The sequence below is a fragment of the Halobiforma lacisalsi AJ5 genome (genome assembly GCF_000226975.2).
GTDB classification, from domain to species: Archaea; Halobacteriota; Halobacteria; order Halobacteriales; family Natrialbaceae; genus Natronobacterium; species Natronobacterium lacisalsi.
This window is the reverse complement of sequence record NZ_CP019285.1, coordinates 1,754,996-1,772,702: the sequence shown is the minus strand read 5'-3', so window position 1 is coordinate 1,772,702 and position 17,707 is coordinate 1,754,996. Positions and strand designations below refer to the sequence as shown.

Here is a 17,707-nt window from a genome sequence, read left to right as displayed (position 1 = left end):
GGGGACATTACCGTTTCCAGGTAGTTTAGTGTATCTGCAACCGAAGACCGGCCACCTCGAGCCGGTCAGCGGACGACCGGCGCGTCGACCGACCCGATCCCCTCGACCTCGGCCCGGACGTGGTCGCCCGGATCGATCGGCTCCGCGCCGGGCGTCCCCGTGCTGAACAGGTCACCCGGTTCGAGTGTCTTCACGCGGGAGTGAAACGAGACGATCTCGCGGGGTGGGAACAGCATGTTCCGGATCTCGTTTTCGGCCGCGACCTCGTCGTCGACGATCGTCCGGACCGTCAACTCCTCGAGGTCGAGCGGCTCCTCGGGGACGGCGATCGCCGGCCCGACGACGAGGAACGAATCGAAGCTCTTGGCCCGCGTCAGGAACCGCGGGTTGCGCTGGAGGATGTCCTCCGCGGTCATGTCGATGACCGGCAGGTACCCCGCGATGACGTCGTCGACCGCCTCGGAGCCGTCCTCGAGATCGGTGCATTCGCGGCCGACGACCACCGCGAGTTCGGCCTCGGCCGTGACGCCGTCGGTCCGGTCGGCCGGCGGGAGCCGGATCGGCCCGCCGGGGCCGGTCACCGCGGTCGAGGGTTTCATGAAACTGGCCGGCTCCTCCGGGCGGTCCTCGCCCAGGTCGCCGGCGTGGTCCTCGTAGTTCAGCCCGATCCCCCAGAGCGTTCCGAACTCGGCCAGCGGCGGGCCGAACTGGACGTGGTCGGGGTCGATCCGGTCGGCCGGCGCGTCCCCGACGTCGGGGAGGTCGCCGGCCGCGGCGAGCGGGAGCGCGTCCGCGACCGTCTCGAGGTCCGGTGCGGCCGCCGAGAGCGGGACGTATCCCTCGTCGTCGCCCAGCAGCGCCCGGCCGTCGGCGGTGCGTGCGAGGTACTGCATATCAGTCTCAGTCCTCCCGATCGGTCCAGAAGTCGAACGAGCGGCCGGGGGCGAACACGTCGAGGCCGACCGCGCGCTCGTCGCCGGTGTTCTCGACCTTGTGCGGTTCGTCGGACTCGAGCCACACCGAGTCGTACTGCTCGAGGGTGACGGCGTCGCCGTCCTCGGTGGTGACGGTCAACTCGCCCTCGAGGCAGAGACAGACCTGCTCGTTCTCGTGGTGGTGCATCGGCGAACTGTGGCCCGGCGGCTTCTCGAACCACTCGAAGCTGAACTCGTCGCTGCCGGCCAGCGCGCGGCGCTGCCAGCCCTCGTCGGGCTCGTAGGTCTCGGCGTCGTCGAACTCGACCGGCTTCATAGGTTCGCACCCGTGGATCCGCCGTCGATGAGGATGCTCTCGCCGTTGATGTACCCCGACAGCGGCGAGGAGAGGAACGCGACCGTGTTGCCAAGCTCCATCGGGTCGCCGACGCGCTCGAGGGGGTTGTTCGCCCAGTCGGCGAGGCCCTCCTCGTAGGAGTCGTAGTCGCCGCGGTCGATGGCCTGGTTCACCAGGTTCTCGATGCGCTCGGTCTCGTGGGGGCCGGGCAGGACGGCGTTCGCGCGCACGTCGGGCGCGAACTCCTTCGAGAGCGTCTTCTCGAGGCCGATGACGCTCATCCGGACGGAGTTCGACAGGACGAGCGAGTCGATGGCCTCCTTGACGCTGCGGGAGGTGATGTTGACGATCGTCCCGTGGTCGCTCTCGGTGAGGTACGGTTCCGCTTCGCGGGCGAGCCGGACGACGCTCATGACGAGCAGATCGTAGGCCTCGTACCAGTCCTCGTCGTCGGTCTCGAGGAACGGGCCGGACGGCGGGCCGCCCGCGCTGGTCACGAGGTGGTCGATGCCGCCGAACTCGTCGACGGTCGCCTCGATCAGCGCCTCGATGTCGTCTTTCTCCGTGAGGTCCCCCTGCTGGGCGAGGACGCTCCCGGAACCGACCTCCTCGAGTTCCTCGCGTGTCTCCTCGAGTCGGTCCTCGTCCCGGCCGTTGATGACGACGTTCGCGCCCTCTCGAGCGAGCGCCTTCGCCGAGGCCTTGCCGAGGCCGCTCGAGGAAGCCGTTACCACCGCGGTGTTGCCTTCGATCTGGAGATCCATATCGTTCGTATGCCCAGAGGTAAGGACGAAAAAGGTTGCCGTACCGGTAAGGTTGTGTGACACTCGACACCGGACTCGGCCCGCGGTCGATAGATCGGTTTCGTTCCGCTGTACGGAACCAGGCCCGCGCTCGTCCCAGGATCGATTTCTCCCTACGTACAGCCCATTACGGGCCGTTCTCCGCGTGCGAAGCGAACAACGGGGGCCATCAAATTACAGAAGTACTTCTGTAATACGACACGAACAGCTATGCGATTCGACTCCCCATCGACGAGTCGAGTTCCAGCGAGTGGAATGGAATCGGTTACCAAACCGGGTTCGAAATTCGACGGAATCACGAGTGAGCCACCCGTCGACGGCCATAGGAGGTTCTACCGGGCGGAGAAACGGAAAGAACTGCGCGAGCAGTTGTTCCGCAGAACGGAATCCATAAGTAGGGTGCGTTCGAGAAGGCGCGTATGGGGGAACCGAACGACGAGACGATCCAGACCACGAAAACGAGCCTCGAAGTGGTCCATACGCTCCAGGAGATCGGTCCCGCCCGACTCTCGGAGATCGCGGACCGACTCGACATGGCCGAGAGCACCACTCACCGCCACCTCCAGACGCTGCGGGACCTCCGGTACGTCTCGCGGGACGGGGACCGGTACCAGCTCGGACTCCGGTTTACCCGACTTGGCCGGGCCGCCCGAACCAGGGATCCCGCCTACGAGATGACCCAGTCCCACGTCCAGGAGTTGGCCGAGGAAACGGGCGAACGGTCCCAGTTCGTCGTCGAGGACCACGGACTCGGCATCTACGTCCACGTCGAGACCGGGAGCCGGGCCGTCCGGGCCGGCTTCGGCGTCGGGCGACAGATCCACCTGCACAGTTCCTCCGCGGGGAAAGCCATCCTCGCGAACTATCCGCGGGAGCGCGTCGACGGGATCATCGACCGATGGGGGCTGCCGGCCCTGACCGACCACACGATCACCGACCGCGAGGAACTCTACGACGAACTCGAGGCGGTCCGGGAACGCGGCGTCGCGTTCAACCGCAAGGAACACGTCGACGGGATCAACGGTACCGCCGTCCCCGTCAGACGCGACGGCGAGGTGCTGGGTGCGCTCGCAGTCGCCGGGCCATCTCACCGGCTGACCGGCGACGAGTTCGAACAGGAGGTACCGGACATGATGCTCGCGGCCGCCAACGAACTCGAGTTGAACGTGACCTACGCCACCCCGGAGAGCGCCGACGACCACATCGTGGAGTAACCGGCTACTCCGAGACCGGTTCGAACCGCGCGGTGCCGTCCTCGTAGACGAGTTCTTCCCGCTCGAGGACCGTGACGACGTCGTCCAGTTCCTCGAGCAACGCCTCGGAAATCCGGAACTCCTCGAGTTGCTCTGTGTTCTCGATCCAGGCGATCCGGACGGTCTCGGGGTCGTAGCCACCGAGGCCGTTCAGCGCGACCCGCATGGCGAGTTCGTCGTCGGGCGCGACCGGCGGGAGTTTCGCCTTGGCGAGCGAGCCGCTCGTGAGGGCGTTGGCGTACACCTTCTGCAGGTCGAGTTGCTCGACTGCCGCCCGGCGAGTGACGTCGGCCAGCCCGATCCCGTTGCCGTTGCCCTTCGTCTTCTTCGTGAGTCCACGGACGTAGATGAGTTTGACCTCGGGAGTCTCCGGATCCGGCGCGTTGACGACCCGGTACCGGCCGATGACGTTGGTGTCCATCCCCGCACCGGAGATCTCCTTGCCGATCTCGTCGACGACCAACAGGTCGAGTTCGTCGGTCGGCAGCGTCGCCATCTCGTCGTAGGCCCGCTCGAGCAGCGGGGGTTCCCGTTCCTCGAGGTCGTCCGCGGGGATCGCCTCGAGGTGACCGATCTCCTCGTGGAAGTTCTCGACGAGGGCGATCCCGCCGAGCAACGGGACCGAATCGCGGATGGCCGCGGTCAGCGACTCGATGGTGGGGACGTATCCCTCCTTGAGCGCCGTCGAGTGGAACGCCTGCGCGCCACGCTGTTTGCCCAGGCCGACGGTGAGCATCTTGCAGAGGCCGCTCTCGAGCCGTCCCGAGAAGTTCGTGTGGGGCTTGACCCGGTTGATCACCAGCACGGCGTCGGCCTCGAGCGCGGCCGCCGAGAAGTAGACCGGCGTCTCCGTCCCGCCGATCTCGACCTCGTCCAGTCGCTCGACGTCCATCGTCGCCTCGATCGGCGCGCCCATCCGCTCCTCGGTGATGCCGAGCGCTTCGAGGATCTCGAGTTGGCCCTCGGGGGTCGCCCCGCCGTGGCTCCCCATCGCCGGGACCAGCACCGGTTCGAACCCACGGTCCTCGAGCGCGGTGACTGCCTCGGCCGTGATCTCGTCGATCATGTGGATGCCGCGGCTGCCGACGCCGACGGCGACGGTGGCCCCGTCGTCGAGTTCCTCGAGCGGGAGAACGTCCAGTTCGGATCGGGTCTCCGCCAGGGGATCGGCCAGCGTTTCGGTCGGCGGGTCGTACTCGACGCGCGCGAACGTCGGGGCCGGCTGGGGCCCGATGAGATCCTCGACCTCGGTTCGGTCGGGAAAGTGCATGGACGTGTGTACCGAGCCCTATCATATATAGGGTCGCGTTCCAGGGATCGTCTCGACTCACCGGCCACCGGATAGCGGTCCCCCGGCGGGGACTCGTCCGGGGGATATTGCCCCGTAGTGAACCCTTTTTACTGTCGTTCGTCGTGGTAGCGCTGTGGAGATCACAGACGTCGAGAGCGTGCCGATAGCGATTCCCCTGGAGGAACCGGTCTCGTTCTCGAACCGAACCCTGACGTACCGCGATCACGCGATCACCTACGTCCGAACGTCGGACGGGCACGAGGGTGTCGGCTACTCGCTGGGCTACGAGGGCGCGGAGTTGATCTCCGAGGCCGTCGAGTCGCTGCTCGAGCCGACCCTCGTCGGCGAAGACCCCCGCGACACCGAACGGCTGTGGCGCGAGATGTTCGACGGAACGGTCCAGATCGGCCGCTCCGGACTACTCCTGCGGGCGATTTCGTCCGTCGATATCGCGCTGTGGGACCTCAAGGCGAAAGCCGCCGACCAGCCGCTGTACAAGTTGCTCGGCGGCTACGCCGAGGACGTTCCGGCCTACGCGAGCGGGGGCTACTACCGCGACGACAAGGGCCACGACGCCCTGCGGGGCGAGATGAGTCGCTACCTCGAGGAAGGCCACGACGTGGTCAAGATGAAGGTCGGCCGACTGCCGGTCGAGGAAGAGGTCGAGCGCGTCGCCGCCGTCCGCGACGAGATCGGGGACGAGCGTACCCTGCTGCTCGACGCCAACGGCGCGTGGGACAGCGGGACCGAGGCGATCAGAGCCTGTCGCGCGTTCGAACCCTACGACCCGTACTTCATCGAGGAACCCGTCATGATCGACAGCGTCGGGGCGATGCGCGAGGTGAACGAGGCCATCTCGTACCCGGTCGCGACGGGCGAACTCGAGGGGCCGCGCTACGACTTCGAGCGGCTCTACAGCGACGGGGCGGCGACGGTTTTGCAGCCGGACGCGACCGTCTGTGGCGGAATTACGGAGTGGCTCAAGATCGCCCACCACGCGGCCGCGCTGGACGTTCGGATCGCACCGCACTACAACTGGAACCTCCACGCGTCGCTGGTGGGCTCGATCGAGAACGCCCTCTGGGTCGAGTACTTCTACCGCGACATGGACGTCAAGGTCTTCGACGACGTCGTCGCGGATCCGCTCGAGCCGGACGACGACGGCCGGATTCCGCTGCCCGATGATCCGGGCCACGGCGTCGAACTGGACGAGGACGCGGTACAGGAGTTCGCGATCGAGAACTAACGGGCACGAAACTACCAACCACACAATCATGAAGGACTTTTCCAACCAAATCACGAACCGCGACGAGCATCGAGACGTCGAAATAACCGACATCGAGACCTGCGTGGTCGACGGGAACTTCGAGTGGAACCTGATCAAGATCGAGACGGACGCCGGCGTCACCGGGATCGGCGAGTCCTACCGGGGCGGCGGTGTCCCCGAACTCGTCGAGTACACCAAACGTTTCCTGATCGGCGAGAACCCGCTAGACGTCGAGCGCCTGTTCCGCCGGATCATCCAGGAGATGTCCGGCCACGGCGGGACGACCGGCAAGGTCGTTACCGCCGCCTCCGGCATCGAGATCGCGCTCTGGGACGCCGCCGGGAAGATCCTCGACGTCCCCGTCTACCAGTTGCTGAGCGGCAAGTTCCGCGACGAGGTCCGCATCTACTGCGACTGCCACGCCGGCGAGGCCTACGCCGTCGACGACGGTTATACCGAGTACGCCGACGCCGAGGCCTACTCGCCCGAGGCCTACGCCAACGAAGCCCGCCGCGTCGTCGACATGGGCTTTACCGCGCTCAAGTTCGACCTCGATCTCGAGATGGACAACGACCCCGATCCGTTCAACGGTCGGCTGAGCAACGAGGCCGTCCGGTACAAGCGGGAGATCGTCGAAGCGGTTCGCGACGAAATCGGCTACGACATCGACCTCGCGTTCGACTGCCACTGGGACTACAGCGTCGAGAGCGCGAAGCGCCTGGCCGACGAACTCCGGGAGTACGACCTGATGTGGCTCGAGGATCTGATCCCGCCCGAGAATATGGACGCCCAGAAGGAAGTCACCTCGGCGACGAAGACGCCCGTCGCCACCGGCGAGAACCGGTTCCGCGTCCACGAACTCTCCGACCTGATCTACGACCACGGCGTCGACATCGTCACTCCCGATCCGACGACCGTCGGCGGCCTCAAGGAGACGATGCGCATCGCCGACCGCGCCGAGGAGAACTACATGCCGATCTCGCCGCACAACGTCTGTAGCCCGATCGGGACGATGGCCTGTGTCCATCTGGGGGCCGCGATCCCGAACTTCGACGTCCTCGAGTACCACGCTCTCGAGGTCGACTGGTGGGACGACCTCCTCGAGCGCGACGAACCGCTCATCCAGGACGGCTACATCGAGGTCCCCGAGAAGCCGGGCATCGGCGTCGAACTCGACGAGAGCGTCGCCGAAGAGCACCGACTCGAGGGAACGTCCGGGTTCTGATATCCGTTCCGTCGTCTCCGGCACCGCCAGTCCCGGTAGCGCCGTGCTCCGGCCGAACACCGGCGCTACGTAGTGCTCGAGGTCGTCGACCGAGGGATGCGATCGGACTCGAGAAGACGAAGCTATTTAACGACCTTGGCACGATATGTCACGTATGTCCTCGGAACAACGAACGTTCGGACGGCGAGTCCTCGATGCGATCGAGCGCGTTCACCAGCGATACAATCGAGCAGCGGGAACCGTCGGGGCGTACACGCCACGGGTCGTCAAGGCGGCCGAAGCGATACTCGCCGTGGCCCTTTTCGCGATGACGGCGTACTGGTTCGTCCTGTACCTGTAATCGGCCGGACGGTTCTCGAGTGCGGTTTGTGACCACCCCCGACTAGCGGTTTTAGGTTCCCGCAGCCGAGAGTGCCCGTACGATGACACCGACCGGATCGACGACCACCGCTTCGTCCTCAACGCCGCTCTCGGGCGTCCGGGTGATCGACTGCACGCAGATGCTGTCCGGCCCGTTCGCGACGCAGTTGCTCGCCGACCTCGGCGCCGAGATCGTCAAGATCGAACGACCTGACCGGGGCGACATCACCCGGAGCGTCGGTCCCGAGATCGGCGACTCGGGGCTTACCGCCTACTTCGCGTCGCTGAACCGCGGCAAACGAAGCGTGGAACTCGACATGTCCATCGAGGACGGGGCCGCCGCGCTCGAGGCGCTGGTCGAAACCGCGGACGTACTCGTCGAGAACTACCGCCCCGGAACGATGGAGAAGTGGGGGCTGGGGTACGAGGACCTCCGGCGGGTCAACGAAGACCTCGTCTACTGTTCGATCTCTGGGTTCCTCGAGGGACCCTACCGCGACCTGCCGGCGTTCGACATGGTCGTCCAGGCCCTGGGCGGCAGCATGAGTATCACCGGGCAGGCCGACGGCCCGCCGGCCCGGCCGGGGATCCCCATCGGCGACATCTGCGCCGGGATGTACGCCGTCATCGGGATCACGACGGCGCTGTACGCCGACGAAGGGCAGTACATCGACGTGCCGATGTTCGAGGGCCTGGTCTCCTGGCTCACCGAACGCGCCGGGCGGACGTTCGTCACCGAGGAACCCTACCCCCGGCAGGGGACCGTCCACCCCTCGCTCGCCCCGTACCGGGCGTTCGAGACCGCCGACGGCTGGTTCGCCGTCGCCATCGGGAGCGAGGACACCTGGCAGGGCTTCTGCGAGGCCATCGATCGACCCGATCTCGCCGACGACAAACGCTTCGCCCGGAACGACGACCGGGTCGCCAACCGGGACGCGCTGGCGGCCGAACTCGTGCCGATCCTCGAGCGACGGACGAACGAGGAGTGGTTCGACCTGTTCCGCGAACACGGGATCCCGGGCGCACCCGTCCAGGACACGGTCGAGGTCTTCGAGGACGAGCACCTCCGGGAGAGCGGCACACTCGAGGACCTCACGATCGACGGCGTCGAGTTGCCGTTCCCGGTCTGCCCGATCGACTTCTCCGCCGCCGGGACGCGGTCGGGTCACGAACCGCCCCAGCTCGGAGAACACTCCGAGGACGTCCTCGGGGAAGTGCTGCCCGAGGATGCTCTCTTGCGGGTTCTCGAGGGCGAGTGAGCGCGCGGTTTCGGGACGGTGAATTCGCTGGTGGGGGAACCCGATACCGCGGGGAGAGCGAACGTATAACTCAGGACTCACGAACTGGATGTCGGGTGTCGAACGGAAATCACCGATACCACCGAATACCCGTCCGAAACCACCGCTCGAGTGAGTTCATTCACTTGATATTCATCATCTCCAAAGAGTATATATAGTAAAAGTTCATTGGTGAGTCTACCATGGCTGCTGATAACATCAGCCGACGCCGTGTGCTCCAGAGCGGTGCAGCCCTCGGGGCGCTCGGGTTGGCGGGATGTACTGGCAACGAAGGGGGTCCGTTCCGTATGGGCACCTCAACGGGCGGAACGATGGACGTCGGCCTCGCGTTCGAACAGGCCGTCTCCGAACACAGCGACGACGTCGAGTACTCCACGATCGAGAGTCCGGGCTACGTCGGGACTGCTCGTCGCCTGGATGCGGGCGAGATGGACGGCGGGATCGTCGATACCAACACGATGGCCAAGGCGATGAACGGCGAAGACATGTTCGCCGACGACCCGATCGATACGGTCCCGTGGCAGGGCTTCCTCGGGTTCCCGTACAGTATCTACCTCGTCGCCCGCGAGGACACGGACATCGAGACGTTCGACGACCTCGCCGGTGCGAGCGTCTACCCGGCCGAACCCGGCTTCTCCACCCGCGCGACGACGCTCGACGTCTGGTCGATGCCCCAGGTCGAAGACGTCTACGAGGAGATGGACATCGTCGACGCGGAGGTCGACGACGCCCCCGGCCTGATGGAGGAAGGAGAGATCGACGCCGCGATCGCCTACGGGACGCCCGGCGTGGGACACACCGGCTTCGTCGTCGAGTACGACGCACGAACCGACGTCCGCTACGTCGAGCACACCGACGACCTCGTCGAGGCGATCCAGGAGTACAACGGGGCCGGCTACACCGAGTACGACGACGTCGGCGACGACTTCGGCTGGCAACAGGACATCGGCACCGACGAGGTCGTGGCCTGGGACCTCGAGGTCACGTTCACGTTCCACCACGACGCCCCCAAGGACGAAGTCTACGAACTCACCAGAATCGCCCACGAACACGGCGACACCGTTCGCGACGCCGAACCGCGGTTCACACCCGACACGCTCGAGGATCTCACGTCCTCGGCGATCGCGGATTACCCGTTCCACCCCGGCGCGGCCGAGTACTACCAGGACCAGGGTGCCTGGAACGACGACTGGGTCATCGGTGACCCCGACGAAGCAGGCGACTACAACTAACGAACCGAACCCTCACGGGTTTTTAGAGACATCTACGGAGTTAAAAAATGAGTACACGATCGGCAACCGATTTGCAAGGATTTAGAACGCGGTTACTCGACAACGCCGTGACCGTGGGAGCGCTGTTGCTGTGGGCCCTCGTCCTCGCCTGGTCTTCCACGCGCTGGGTCGGACGAACGCAGTACGCGATCCTGTTTCTCGGCGGCATCCTCATCGTCTATCTGCTCAACGAGGCTGTCGAGTCGATGGCAGCGGAGGATTACGTCGACCTCCTCCTGTTGGTCGCCTGTGGGGTGGTGATGGTCCTCGCGACGGTCTACATATTCACGAACTTCGAGGATATGTACATCCAGCGCCAGGGCTGGGCCCTCGAGCACGAGTACCACCTGGCGTGGATGGTCGTCGCGGTGATCCTCTATCTCACCTGGCGCTCCTACGGCAAGGTGTTCCTCGCGCTCGTCGGCGGCGCGATGCTGTACGCGCTGTACGGCTTCATGGTTCCCGGGATCTTCAGCCACGCGGGGATCGGGACGAACTACATGCTGCAGATGCTGATCACGGACCTGGCCGGTTTCTATGGCTCGTTGACCGGGCTGACTGCGGCGTGGATCGCGCCGTTCTTGCTGTATGCAGGGCTCCTGTTCGCCTACGGCGCGTTCGATCTCATCCTCCGACTGGCCATCGTCAGTGCGAAGTACATCGAGTCCGGCGTCGCCCAGACCGCGGTGCTGTCGAGTGCGATCATCGGCTCGATCAACGGAAGCTACGCCGCCAACGCCGGGATGACCGGCTCGTTCACCATCCCGACGATGATAGACAGCGGCCTCCGACCGCGGACCGCGGCCGCGATCGAGGGGACTGCCTCGACGTCCGGCCAGGTGCTTCCGCCGGTTATGGGTGCCTCGGCGTTCGTCATGGCCTCGTTCCTCCAGACGGAGTACATCAACATCATTATCGCGGGGCTGTTGCCCGCTGCAATCCTCGTCCTGAGCATCATCGTAGCCGTCCACTACACCTCGATCAAGGAGGTCAGCAGCCAGGAGATGCACTTCGAGGACTTCTTCGACGAGGAACTGACTCGAGCGGACAAGATCGTCGAAGGGACCCGCTTCGGGGTGCCGTTCGTCGTGTTGATCGTCACTCTGGGGGTCTACCAGTGGACAGTTCCGACGGCTGCTCTCTGGACCGTCGCCGTGATGGTCACGCTCGGTATCACGACGCCCGTACTCCAGTCGGTCTACGCGACTGCCACCGGCAAGCGCCCGAGCCACGTCGAGCTCGGCGAGTCGTGGGAAAGCGGCGTCCGGTCGACGTTCAGACCGGTACGTCGTCACGCGGTCGTCGACACGCTGATCGGGGAAATCGGTAACACGATCGGCGGGTTCCGGCGCGGTGCGGTGATCCTCGCGCCGATCGCGATCATCCTCGCAGCGGTCAACGGCGTCGTCGACCTCCTGATGACGACCGGCGTTCCCTCGAAAATCGCCCTGATGCTGATGGACATCTCGGGCGGCGTGCTGTTGATCGCCGCGATCCTGGGGATGGGCGTCTGCATCGTCATGGGCATCGGGATGCCGACGGTCGCGGCGTACGTCATCACCTCGACGCTCGTGGCACAGGCGTTCGTCACGGACTTCGGCGTTCCCGAGGTCGCTGCCCACTACATGGTGTTCTACGCGGCGGTGATGGCCGGCGTCACGCCGCCGGTCGCCATCGCCGTGGTGGTCGCCTCGGGCATCGCGGAGTCCAACTTCTGGGAGACCTGCGCGACCGCAATCACGATCGCCGCGCCGCTTTTCGTCCTCCCGCTGTCGTTCATCTACCACCCCGAGATCGTCTCGACCTCCATCGGGACCGATTCACTGATCTCGGCCGGAATTATCCTGCTGGGCGCGTTCACGATCATCTACGGCCTCAACTACCCGTTCGAGTTCAAGCGTAAGTACCGGATTCCGGTACGATTCGTGCTGTTCTGGCTCGGTGCCTTCGTGATGGTCTACCCCGGCTGGACCGCACAACTCGCCGGCGCGGCGATCTTCGCCCTCGTCTTCTTCACCGAGAAGGTCGTGACGAAAGGCTGGCGTAGCCCCGTGAGAACCGGCACGAACTAACGGCCGTTCGCCCTTTCTTCGTCCCTTCTCGCCGACTTCCGCTCATCGGCTACGGTAGTGTTCGACGGTACCACTATCCAAGATACTATAACCGAGACGCCGTCTGTTTAGGATATGTCCGATACCACGTGGGAGCTTCTCCTCCCCGCAGAGATCGATCCGGCCGGACCGGAACGGGTCTCGGAGTTCACTGCGACCACGAGCATCGACGAATACGAGGACCGTGACGCGCTCCTCGAGGACGTCGACCGTTTCGACGCGATCATTACGCGTACCGAACGGATCGACCGGGAACTGATCGAGCGGGCCTCGAGCCTCGAGATCGTTTCCAAACACGGCGTCGGCGTCGACAACATCGACGTCGAGGCGGCGACCGAACGCGGCGTGATCGTCAGCAACACGCCCGGCGTCAACTCGCGCGCGGTCGCCGAGCACGCGATCACGCTGTTGCTCGCGGTCAGGCGACGGCTCCGGGAAGCCGACGCGGCCGTTCGCGGGGGCGGATGGGACGATCACGACGTCGCGACCGACCAACTGCTCGGCGACGTACTCGGGCTGTTCGGCTGCGGTGACATCGGCCTCGAGGTCGCCGACCTGGCGACGGGACTGGGGATGGACCCTCTGACGTACGATCCGTACGTCGACGAAGGTACCCTTCCCGCGGGCGTCTCGACCGTCCAGGATCCCGGGGAACTGTTCGAACGGGCCGACGCCGTCTCCGTCCACACGCCGCTGACGCCCGAAACCCGCGGCGCGGTCGGCGAGAACGAACTCGCGGCGCTCGGTCCCGACGGTCTCCTGATCAACACGGCCCGGGCCGAGATCGTTGATCGGGACGCACTCGGCGCGGCCCTCGAGGACGGGACGCTCGCGGGGGCCGGCCTCGACGTATTCTCGCCCGAACCTCCCGGGCGGGACCACCCGCTGCTGCCCTTCGACAATGTCGTCGCCACCCCGCACGTGGGGGCACAGACGACCGAGGCGCTGCGTGACGCCAGTCTCGAGGCGGCGGCGAACGTCCGGACCGTCTACGAGGGCGGCGTGCCCGAGTCGGCGATCAACGGGGACGCGTTCTGACGGCGCGACCGCGTCGACCCTCGTGTCTCGTTTTCGACGGGAACGACCGAACGCGCAAAGAACGCATCGCGTCTCGCTTTCCGACCGGATTCAGCAGATCACGTTAGTTTCAAAATATAGTATCGAATTTGATAGTAGATGATTATTTCTCCAAGCCATAACTTCGGCTGGCCTGAACTCCCAGCGGACCGAACGGCTATACAGCACGGATGTAGGTCGAATCGTATCGGAAGGGATCGTCTGACCACCTACTAACGGTATTAATCGACGAATAAACTCCACGGAAGTAATAGTGTTAGAATATTAGTATCAGAAACCGATGCGAGTCTAAGTCCGCTGCAAACACAGAATACCAATCAAATTTATTATGATACAGGTGAATTATACGGTTTCGTGAACAGTTACCGCTCGAATAGGCGACGCGAACTCGAGGGAGGACACCGCATCTGCACGGATCCGGTCGAGTACTGGAACGGGATCCCGCATTACGGATGGGACGGCAATCGGCGACTCGAAGGAGACGACGAAAGGGCGGACGAACCCTGCGTCACCGTTCGATCGCCGAGGGCAGCGGGAGCGCGTGCCCGTTGGCGACGTACTTCTCACCGACGAAGACGACGGCGAAGACGGCGATACCGGCCAGTTGGAGCATCCATCCCGGGTAGACCATGATGAAGGCCCCGAGCCAGAACAGGCCGAACCGAAGCGGGAACGCGAACCGACGCCGGATCCCGAAGGCGTAGTTGAGGCCGTAGATGATCGCGAACGCGCCGAAGAGGATCCGTACACCGCTGAACATGGACTGCGGATCGATCGCCGTCGAGACGATCTCGGGGTGGTAGATGAACGAGATCGGCAACACGAAGAGGGGTGCGGCGATCGTGATCGCCGTCCCACAGGAGCGCCAGAAGTTCGAGCCCGCGATCCCCGAGGCGACGACGACGGCGATCGCGACCGGCGGCGTCACGCCGGCCATCACCGCGGCGTAGAACACCATGAAGTGCGCCGCCAGTTCGGGCACCTCGAAGACGTTGACGAACGTCGGTGCGACCAGCGTCGAGACGATGACGTACGCCGCGACCGTCGGCATCCCGACCCCCATGATGATACAGACGCCCATTCCGAACAGCACTGCGATGAGCAGAATCCCCCCCGACAGCTGCATCAACATGATCGCGATCCGCGAAGGGACCCCGGTCGTCATCAGGAGGTCGACGACGCCGTTGACCGCCGCGAGGATGATCGCGATCGGCGCGAGGATCACCGCGCCGCGACGGAAGCCGTGGACCGCGTTCCGGACCTCGTCGAGGAAGGTATCGACGGGACGGAACCGCCGGATCGATCGTCCGACCCCGACAACCGCGCCGATCGGCCCGCGACCTCCAACGGATCGGAGGACCGGTCGGACGCGTCCTCGAGTCCACCACTGGGAGGACCAGAGGCCGCCGACATCGTCGACGTAGGTCGGTCGGTCCGATCGAGCGACGACCTCGTACCCCGATCGAACCACCGGCATTCCGATCCCGAGCGTGACCATCATAACGATCGTATACAGGGCCGACGTCATGACCGTGTACTGAAGGTATCCCAGGGTGAAGAGGAGAACGGCGAAGGGAACGCCGAACCGGACCCCCTGTACGAGTTTGTCGTTTCGGGTCATCTCCTCGTCGAAGTAGTCCTGGAAGTCCATCTCCTGTTCGCCGATCTCGTTGATCGACGTGTAGTGGACCGCCACGAGGATGCTCGCGACGAGGATGCCGGCCGGAATGAGTCCGGCCACGATGATGTTCCAGTACGGAATTCCGAGCATCGACGCCATGACGAACGCCGACGCGCCCATGACCGGCGGAAGCACCTGGCCGGACGTCGAGGCGGTGCCTTCGATCCCCGCGGCGGTGCGGCCGGAGAGTCCAGCGTCCATCATGGTCGGGATGGTGAACGACCCGGTCATCCCGGCGTTCGCGGCATAACTCCCGTTGATCGAGCCGATGATCGCGCTCGATAGCACCGCGGTCTGGGCGACGCCGGACTCGATGTACCTCGCACTGACGATGGCCAACCGCAGTATCAGGTCGAACGCTCCGAACGCGAACAGGAGTCCCGCATACAGCAGGAACGGTGCGATCCACGCTGCCGTAAGTTGTGTCAAGGAGCCGTAGAAGCCGGCAAGATCCGTGATCAGCATCTGCAGCATGTGGATCGTGTCCAGCCCACTGTGGCCGAACAGACCAGGGACGTAGTAGCCGTACATCGCGTACAGCATCGCGCCGCCGATGAGCGCGAGGAAGACGTTACCGTAGGAGCGCCAGGTGAGATAGAGGATCACCGCGATCACGAGCCAGGCGAGACGGTACTCGTGATCGGGTGCCCACCCCTGGCGGCGGATGTAGAACGCGTCGAAGTCCGTGTAGATGTAGACGGTCGCGACGACCATCACGGCCCCGCAGGCGACGAGTATCAACAGGTCGACGTAGTCTTCCTTCTCGACCGACTCTTTGATTTCCTCGATGACGTATACCGACAGGACGGCGCCGAGGAACAACACTCCGTACTGGGCGCGACTGATCCCCTGGGTCCAGGCCCACCAGAGAACGATCGCCCAGAGCACGAGTGCACCCGCCGTGACGGCGTAGTCGAGTGCGGTAACGCTCAATCGATCCCGCCCGGTGCTCGGTTCGTGGCTCGCCGTTTCGGTGCTCATCGTTGCATGATCTCGTTTCGTTCTCGTAAGACGGCGGTCGCCGGGGCCGTCTAGCCGAAGTACTCCCCGACCTGGTCCCGGTCGCCGACGACCCAGTTCTCGTCGTCCCAGACGCCCTCATCCTGGTAGTACTGGGCCGCACCGGGATGGAACGGATACTCCTCGAGCGCTCCCTGAACGAGGTCCTCGGGGCCCTCGGGAGTGAACCGTTCCTCTGCACCACGGATAGTGTCGCCGTGTTCGCCGCCGACGCGACACAGTTCGTAGGCTGCCTCGTCCGGGGTTTCCGGATGGAACGCGACGGTAACCGTGAGGTCCCAGGCGGCGATCTCGTCGGTATCGATATCCTGGTCCCAGGCGAACGTCTCTGCCGGATCGTCGTCGTAGATCGACAGGCCGGCCCCGGGGAACCCCTCGATCGCCTCGATCAGTGCATCCGTATGCTGGACGTAGTGGACGTCGACCCGGGCGTCGTACTCGACGACCCAGCCGGTGTTCCCGACGCCGGGCGTCCCGTAGGCGATCGCCGCGTCGATCTGCTCTTCCTCCATCAGGCCCGGCGCGTCGGCGACGTCGGCGTCCACGATCTCCATCTCGTCGTAGACGTCGGCGATCGGATCCTGTTCGAAGACGTCGAGCGTCGTCGCACGGGTCGAGTACCCCGGTTCCGCCGGGTAAACGCTCGCACCGGCGAGGTCGTCGAACGTCTCGATCCCCGTTCCGTCGCGGGCCATCATGTAGATACTGTAGGGGAACGCCGTCATCCCCTGCCAGGGGAGCTGGTCGACCGGGTCCTCGGCGAACATGTCCACCTCCTGCTGGGCCTTGTTCATCGTGTTGGTGTCGATGTACGCGGCGTCGAAGGCGTCCTCGTTCATCCGGTACGTCGAGCCGACGTACCCAGGGCTCTCGACCGTCGAGTAGCTGAGCATGTCGCTCTCTTCGGCGACGCCCTGTTCGACCGCGAGGCCGACGTCCATCGTCCCACCGGCCGACGTCCCGACGTCGATGTGATGCTCGCGATCCTCGTCCGTATCGCCGCCGCCGGCACCGTCGTCGTCGTCCTCGTCGAGCGGATCCTCCTCTTCCGGGTCGACTTCTTCGTCGCCAATACACCCTGCTACCCCCATGGTCCCCGTAACGGCCACGACCGTCAGGAACCGTCGTCGGTCCGAACTACCATATGACATGGTAACAATATCCACTCCAATGGTACACCATATATATTCTTTGAAGGTGAGGTGTCATATCGGAATCGGTGTACGTAGAGACCTTTTTTGATATATGATATTCAATAATTCGTGAACGACGGGCCGCTCGAGGCGATCGATCGACGACTCCCCGTGTCGGGAAGACGCGGCCGATCCGGGCTCAGGGACCCGCGATGTACACCCAGTAGAGCCAGTGTGCCAGGCCCGCGAGCAGTCCGATCGCCACCACGACCTCGATCACCCGAACGACGTACGGCGTATACCGGCGTACCGTCGCCTCGGCACTGTTGTACCTGCCGTGCAGCCCCGACAACAGGTCGACGACCCGATCCCCCAGCGAGCGGTCCGGAGCGTTCTCCGAGGACATACCGCGAGTTCATCACGAATAATATTAAACTTCGTGCTCGATCCGTATCGTTCCCCGTGAATGTATTTTTTCTTAGTATTAACACTATATTTGTAATTAAATTGAGCCAAGAACGATTACGTATCGGCCGACTGTACTACTCGTCGAGACTGGCTTCGAGTACGAATGGTGGATCGAATCCGTCCCTGGCAGTCGAGACACCGTGATCGTCGTTTCGTCTGTTCGATACGTCTCCCGTC

General features: G+C 64.5%; 15 protein-coding genes. 8 read left to right on the top strand and 7 right to left on the bottom strand.

What is annotated here, in order from left to right; all coding sequences use genetic code 11:
* Positions 1 to 65 precede the first annotated feature (65 nt).
* The 3 genes from CHINAEXTREME_RS08415 to CHINAEXTREME_RS08405 are packed head-to-tail and all read right to left on the bottom strand — an operon-like array spanning position 66 to position 2,036.
* Positions 66 to 893 carry a fumarylacetoacetate hydrolase family protein gene (locus CHINAEXTREME_RS08415; RefSeq protein WP_007139988.1) on the bottom strand — a complete coding sequence of 276 codons (828 nt, stop codon included), beginning with the start codon at positions 891 to 893 and terminating at the stop codon, positions 66 to 68.
* Between the two features lie 7 nt (positions 894 to 900).
* On the bottom strand, positions 901 to 1,251 hold the full coding sequence (locus CHINAEXTREME_RS08410; RefSeq protein WP_007139989.1) for a cupin domain-containing protein: 351 nt from the start codon (positions 1,249 to 1,251) through the stop codon (positions 901 to 903).
* Entirely contained in the window at positions 1,248 to 2,036 is a 789-nt protein-coding gene (locus tag CHINAEXTREME_RS08405; RefSeq protein WP_007139990.1) for an SDR family oxidoreductase, read from the bottom strand. The genes CHINAEXTREME_RS08410 and CHINAEXTREME_RS08405 overlap by 4 nt, the downstream gene beginning before the upstream one ends.
* 458 nt (positions 2,037 to 2,494) lie before the next feature.
* Between CHINAEXTREME_RS08405 and CHINAEXTREME_RS08400 the strand changes: the two genes are divergently transcribed.
* Positions 2,495 to 3,289 (top strand): IclR family transcriptional regulator, encoded by a 795-nt coding sequence (locus CHINAEXTREME_RS08400; RefSeq protein WP_007139991.1) that lies wholly within the window; start codon positions 2,495 to 2,497, stop codon positions 3,287 to 3,289.
* A 4-nt stretch (positions 3,290 to 3,293) separates the two neighbouring features.
* On the opposite strand, the gene CHINAEXTREME_RS08395 is transcribed toward CHINAEXTREME_RS08400, so the two are convergent.
* Positions 3,294 to 4,598, bottom strand: coding sequence for a DUF362 domain-containing protein (locus CHINAEXTREME_RS08395; RefSeq protein ID WP_007139992.1), 1,305 nt, complete (start codon positions 4,596 to 4,598; stop codon positions 3,294 to 3,296).
* A gap of 154 nt (positions 4,599 to 4,752) precedes the next feature.
* On the opposite strand from CHINAEXTREME_RS08395, the gene CHINAEXTREME_RS08390 reads away from it, so the two are divergent.
* The 7 genes from CHINAEXTREME_RS08390 (at position 4,753) to CHINAEXTREME_RS08360 (ending at position 13,189) form a co-directional block, all read left to right on the top strand.
* On the top strand, positions 4,753 to 5,865 hold the full coding sequence (locus CHINAEXTREME_RS08390; RefSeq protein WP_007139993.1) for a mandelate racemase/muconate lactonizing enzyme family protein: 1,113 nt from the start codon (positions 4,753 to 4,755) through the stop codon (positions 5,863 to 5,865).
* Positions 5,866 to 5,893: 28 nt separating this feature from the next.
* The gene (locus tag CHINAEXTREME_RS08385) at positions 5,894 to 7,111 is read left to right on the top strand and encodes a mandelate racemase/muconate lactonizing enzyme family protein (protein ID WP_007139994.1); all 1,218 of its coding nucleotides are present in this window, start codon (positions 5,894 to 5,896) and stop codon (positions 7,109 to 7,111) included.
* A gap of 154 nt (positions 7,112 to 7,265) precedes the next feature.
* Complete coding sequence (locus CHINAEXTREME_RS08380; RefSeq protein WP_007139995.1) at positions 7,266 to 7,451, top strand: hypothetical protein; 186 nt, start codon at positions 7,266 to 7,268, stop codon at positions 7,449 to 7,451.
* An 82-nt stretch (positions 7,452 to 7,533) separates the two neighbouring features.
* Positions 7,534 to 8,730 carry a CaiB/BaiF CoA transferase family protein gene (locus CHINAEXTREME_RS08375; protein ID WP_029601527.1) on the top strand — a complete coding sequence of 399 codons (1,197 nt, stop codon included), beginning with the start codon at positions 7,534 to 7,536 and terminating at the stop codon, positions 8,728 to 8,730.
* Positions 8,731 to 8,951: 221 nt separating this feature from the next.
* Positions 8,952 to 10,001, top strand: coding sequence for a TAXI family TRAP transporter solute-binding subunit (locus CHINAEXTREME_RS08370; protein ID WP_044961597.1), 1,050 nt, complete (start codon positions 8,952 to 8,954; stop codon positions 9,999 to 10,001).
* Positions 10,002 to 10,048: 47 nt separating this feature from the next.
* The gene (locus CHINAEXTREME_RS08365) at positions 10,049 to 12,112 is read left to right on the top strand and encodes a TRAP transporter permease (RefSeq protein WP_029601526.1); all 2,064 of its coding nucleotides are present in this window, start codon (positions 10,049 to 10,051) and stop codon (positions 12,110 to 12,112) included.
* 114 nt (positions 12,113 to 12,226) lie between these two features.
* Positions 12,227 to 13,189: a hydroxyacid dehydrogenase gene (locus CHINAEXTREME_RS08360; RefSeq protein ID WP_007139999.1), complete on the top strand. Its 963-nt coding sequence runs from the start codon at positions 12,227 to 12,229 to the stop codon at positions 13,187 to 13,189.
* A 547-nt stretch (positions 13,190 to 13,736) separates the two neighbouring features.
* Here the strand turns inward: CHINAEXTREME_RS08360 and CHINAEXTREME_RS08355 are convergent.
* The 3 genes from CHINAEXTREME_RS08355 to CHINAEXTREME_RS08345 all read right to left on the bottom strand — a co-directional run bounded on the left by CHINAEXTREME_RS08355 (position 13,737) and on the right by CHINAEXTREME_RS08345 (position 17,468).
* The gene (locus CHINAEXTREME_RS08355; protein WP_076738712.1) at positions 13,737 to 15,890 is read right to left on the bottom strand and encodes a TRAP transporter permease; all 2,154 of its coding nucleotides are present in this window, start codon (positions 15,888 to 15,890) and stop codon (positions 13,737 to 13,739) included.
* A 50-nt stretch (positions 15,891 to 15,940) separates the two neighbouring features.
* On the bottom strand, positions 15,941 to 17,080 hold the full coding sequence (locus tag CHINAEXTREME_RS08350) for a TAXI family TRAP transporter solute-binding subunit (protein WP_238593375.1): 1,140 nt from the start codon (positions 17,078 to 17,080) through the stop codon (positions 15,941 to 15,943).
* A 181-nt stretch (positions 17,081 to 17,261) separates the two neighbouring features.
* A complete protein-coding gene (locus CHINAEXTREME_RS08345) occupies positions 17,262 to 17,468 on the bottom strand; it encodes a hypothetical protein (protein WP_007140002.1) in 207 nt (68 codons plus the stop codon).
* Positions 17,469 to 17,707: the final 239 nt, after the last annotated feature.

What these genes read in the sequence shown, in the direction of transcription:
- CHINAEXTREME_RS08415 (WP_007139988.1), bottom strand. Translation starts at nt 893, where the DNA reads ATGCAGTACCTCGCACGCACCGCCGACGGCCGGGCGCTGCTGGGCGAC.
- CHINAEXTREME_RS08410 (WP_007139989.1), bottom strand. Translation starts at nt 1,251, where the DNA reads ATGAAGCCGGTCGAGTTCGACGACGCCGAGACCTACGAGCCCGACGAG.
- CHINAEXTREME_RS08405 (WP_007139990.1), bottom strand. Translation starts at nt 2,036, where the DNA reads ATGGATCTCCAGATCGAAGGCAACACCGCGGTGGTAACGGCTTCCTCG.
- CHINAEXTREME_RS08400 (WP_007139991.1), top strand. Translation starts at nt 2,495, where the DNA reads ATGGGGGAACCGAACGACGAGACGATCCAGACCACGAAAACGAGCCTC.
- CHINAEXTREME_RS08395 (WP_007139992.1), bottom strand. Translation starts at nt 4,598, where the DNA reads ATGCACTTTCCCGACCGAACCGAGGTCGAGGATCTCATCGGGCCCCAG.
- CHINAEXTREME_RS08385 (WP_007139994.1), top strand. Translation starts at nt 5,894, where the DNA reads ATGAAGGACTTTTCCAACCAAATCACGAACCGCGACGAGCATCGAGAC.
- CHINAEXTREME_RS08380 (WP_007139995.1), top strand. Translation starts at nt 7,266, where the DNA reads ATGTCCTCGGAACAACGAACGTTCGGACGGCGAGTCCTCGATGCGATC.
- CHINAEXTREME_RS08375 (WP_029601527.1), top strand. Translation starts at nt 7,534, where the DNA reads ATGACACCGACCGGATCGACGACCACCGCTTCGTCCTCAACGCCGCTC.
- CHINAEXTREME_RS08370 (WP_044961597.1), top strand. Translation starts at nt 8,952, where the DNA reads ATGGCTGCTGATAACATCAGCCGACGCCGTGTGCTCCAGAGCGGTGCA.
- CHINAEXTREME_RS08365 (WP_029601526.1), top strand. Translation starts at nt 10,049, where the DNA reads ATGAGTACACGATCGGCAACCGATTTGCAAGGATTTAGAACGCGGTTA.
- CHINAEXTREME_RS08360 (WP_007139999.1), top strand. Translation starts at nt 12,227, where the DNA reads ATGTCCGATACCACGTGGGAGCTTCTCCTCCCCGCAGAGATCGATCCG.
- CHINAEXTREME_RS08355 (WP_076738712.1), bottom strand. Translation starts at nt 15,890, where the DNA reads ATGAGCACCGAAACGGCGAGCCACGAACCGAGCACCGGGCGGGATCGA.
- CHINAEXTREME_RS08350 (WP_238593375.1), bottom strand. Translation starts at nt 17,080, where the DNA reads ATGTCATATGGTAGTTCGGACCGACGACGGTTCCTGACGGTCGTGGCC.
- CHINAEXTREME_RS08345 (WP_007140002.1), bottom strand. Translation starts at nt 17,468, where the DNA reads ATGTCCTCGGAGAACGCTCCGGACCGCTCGCTGGGGGATCGGGTCGTC.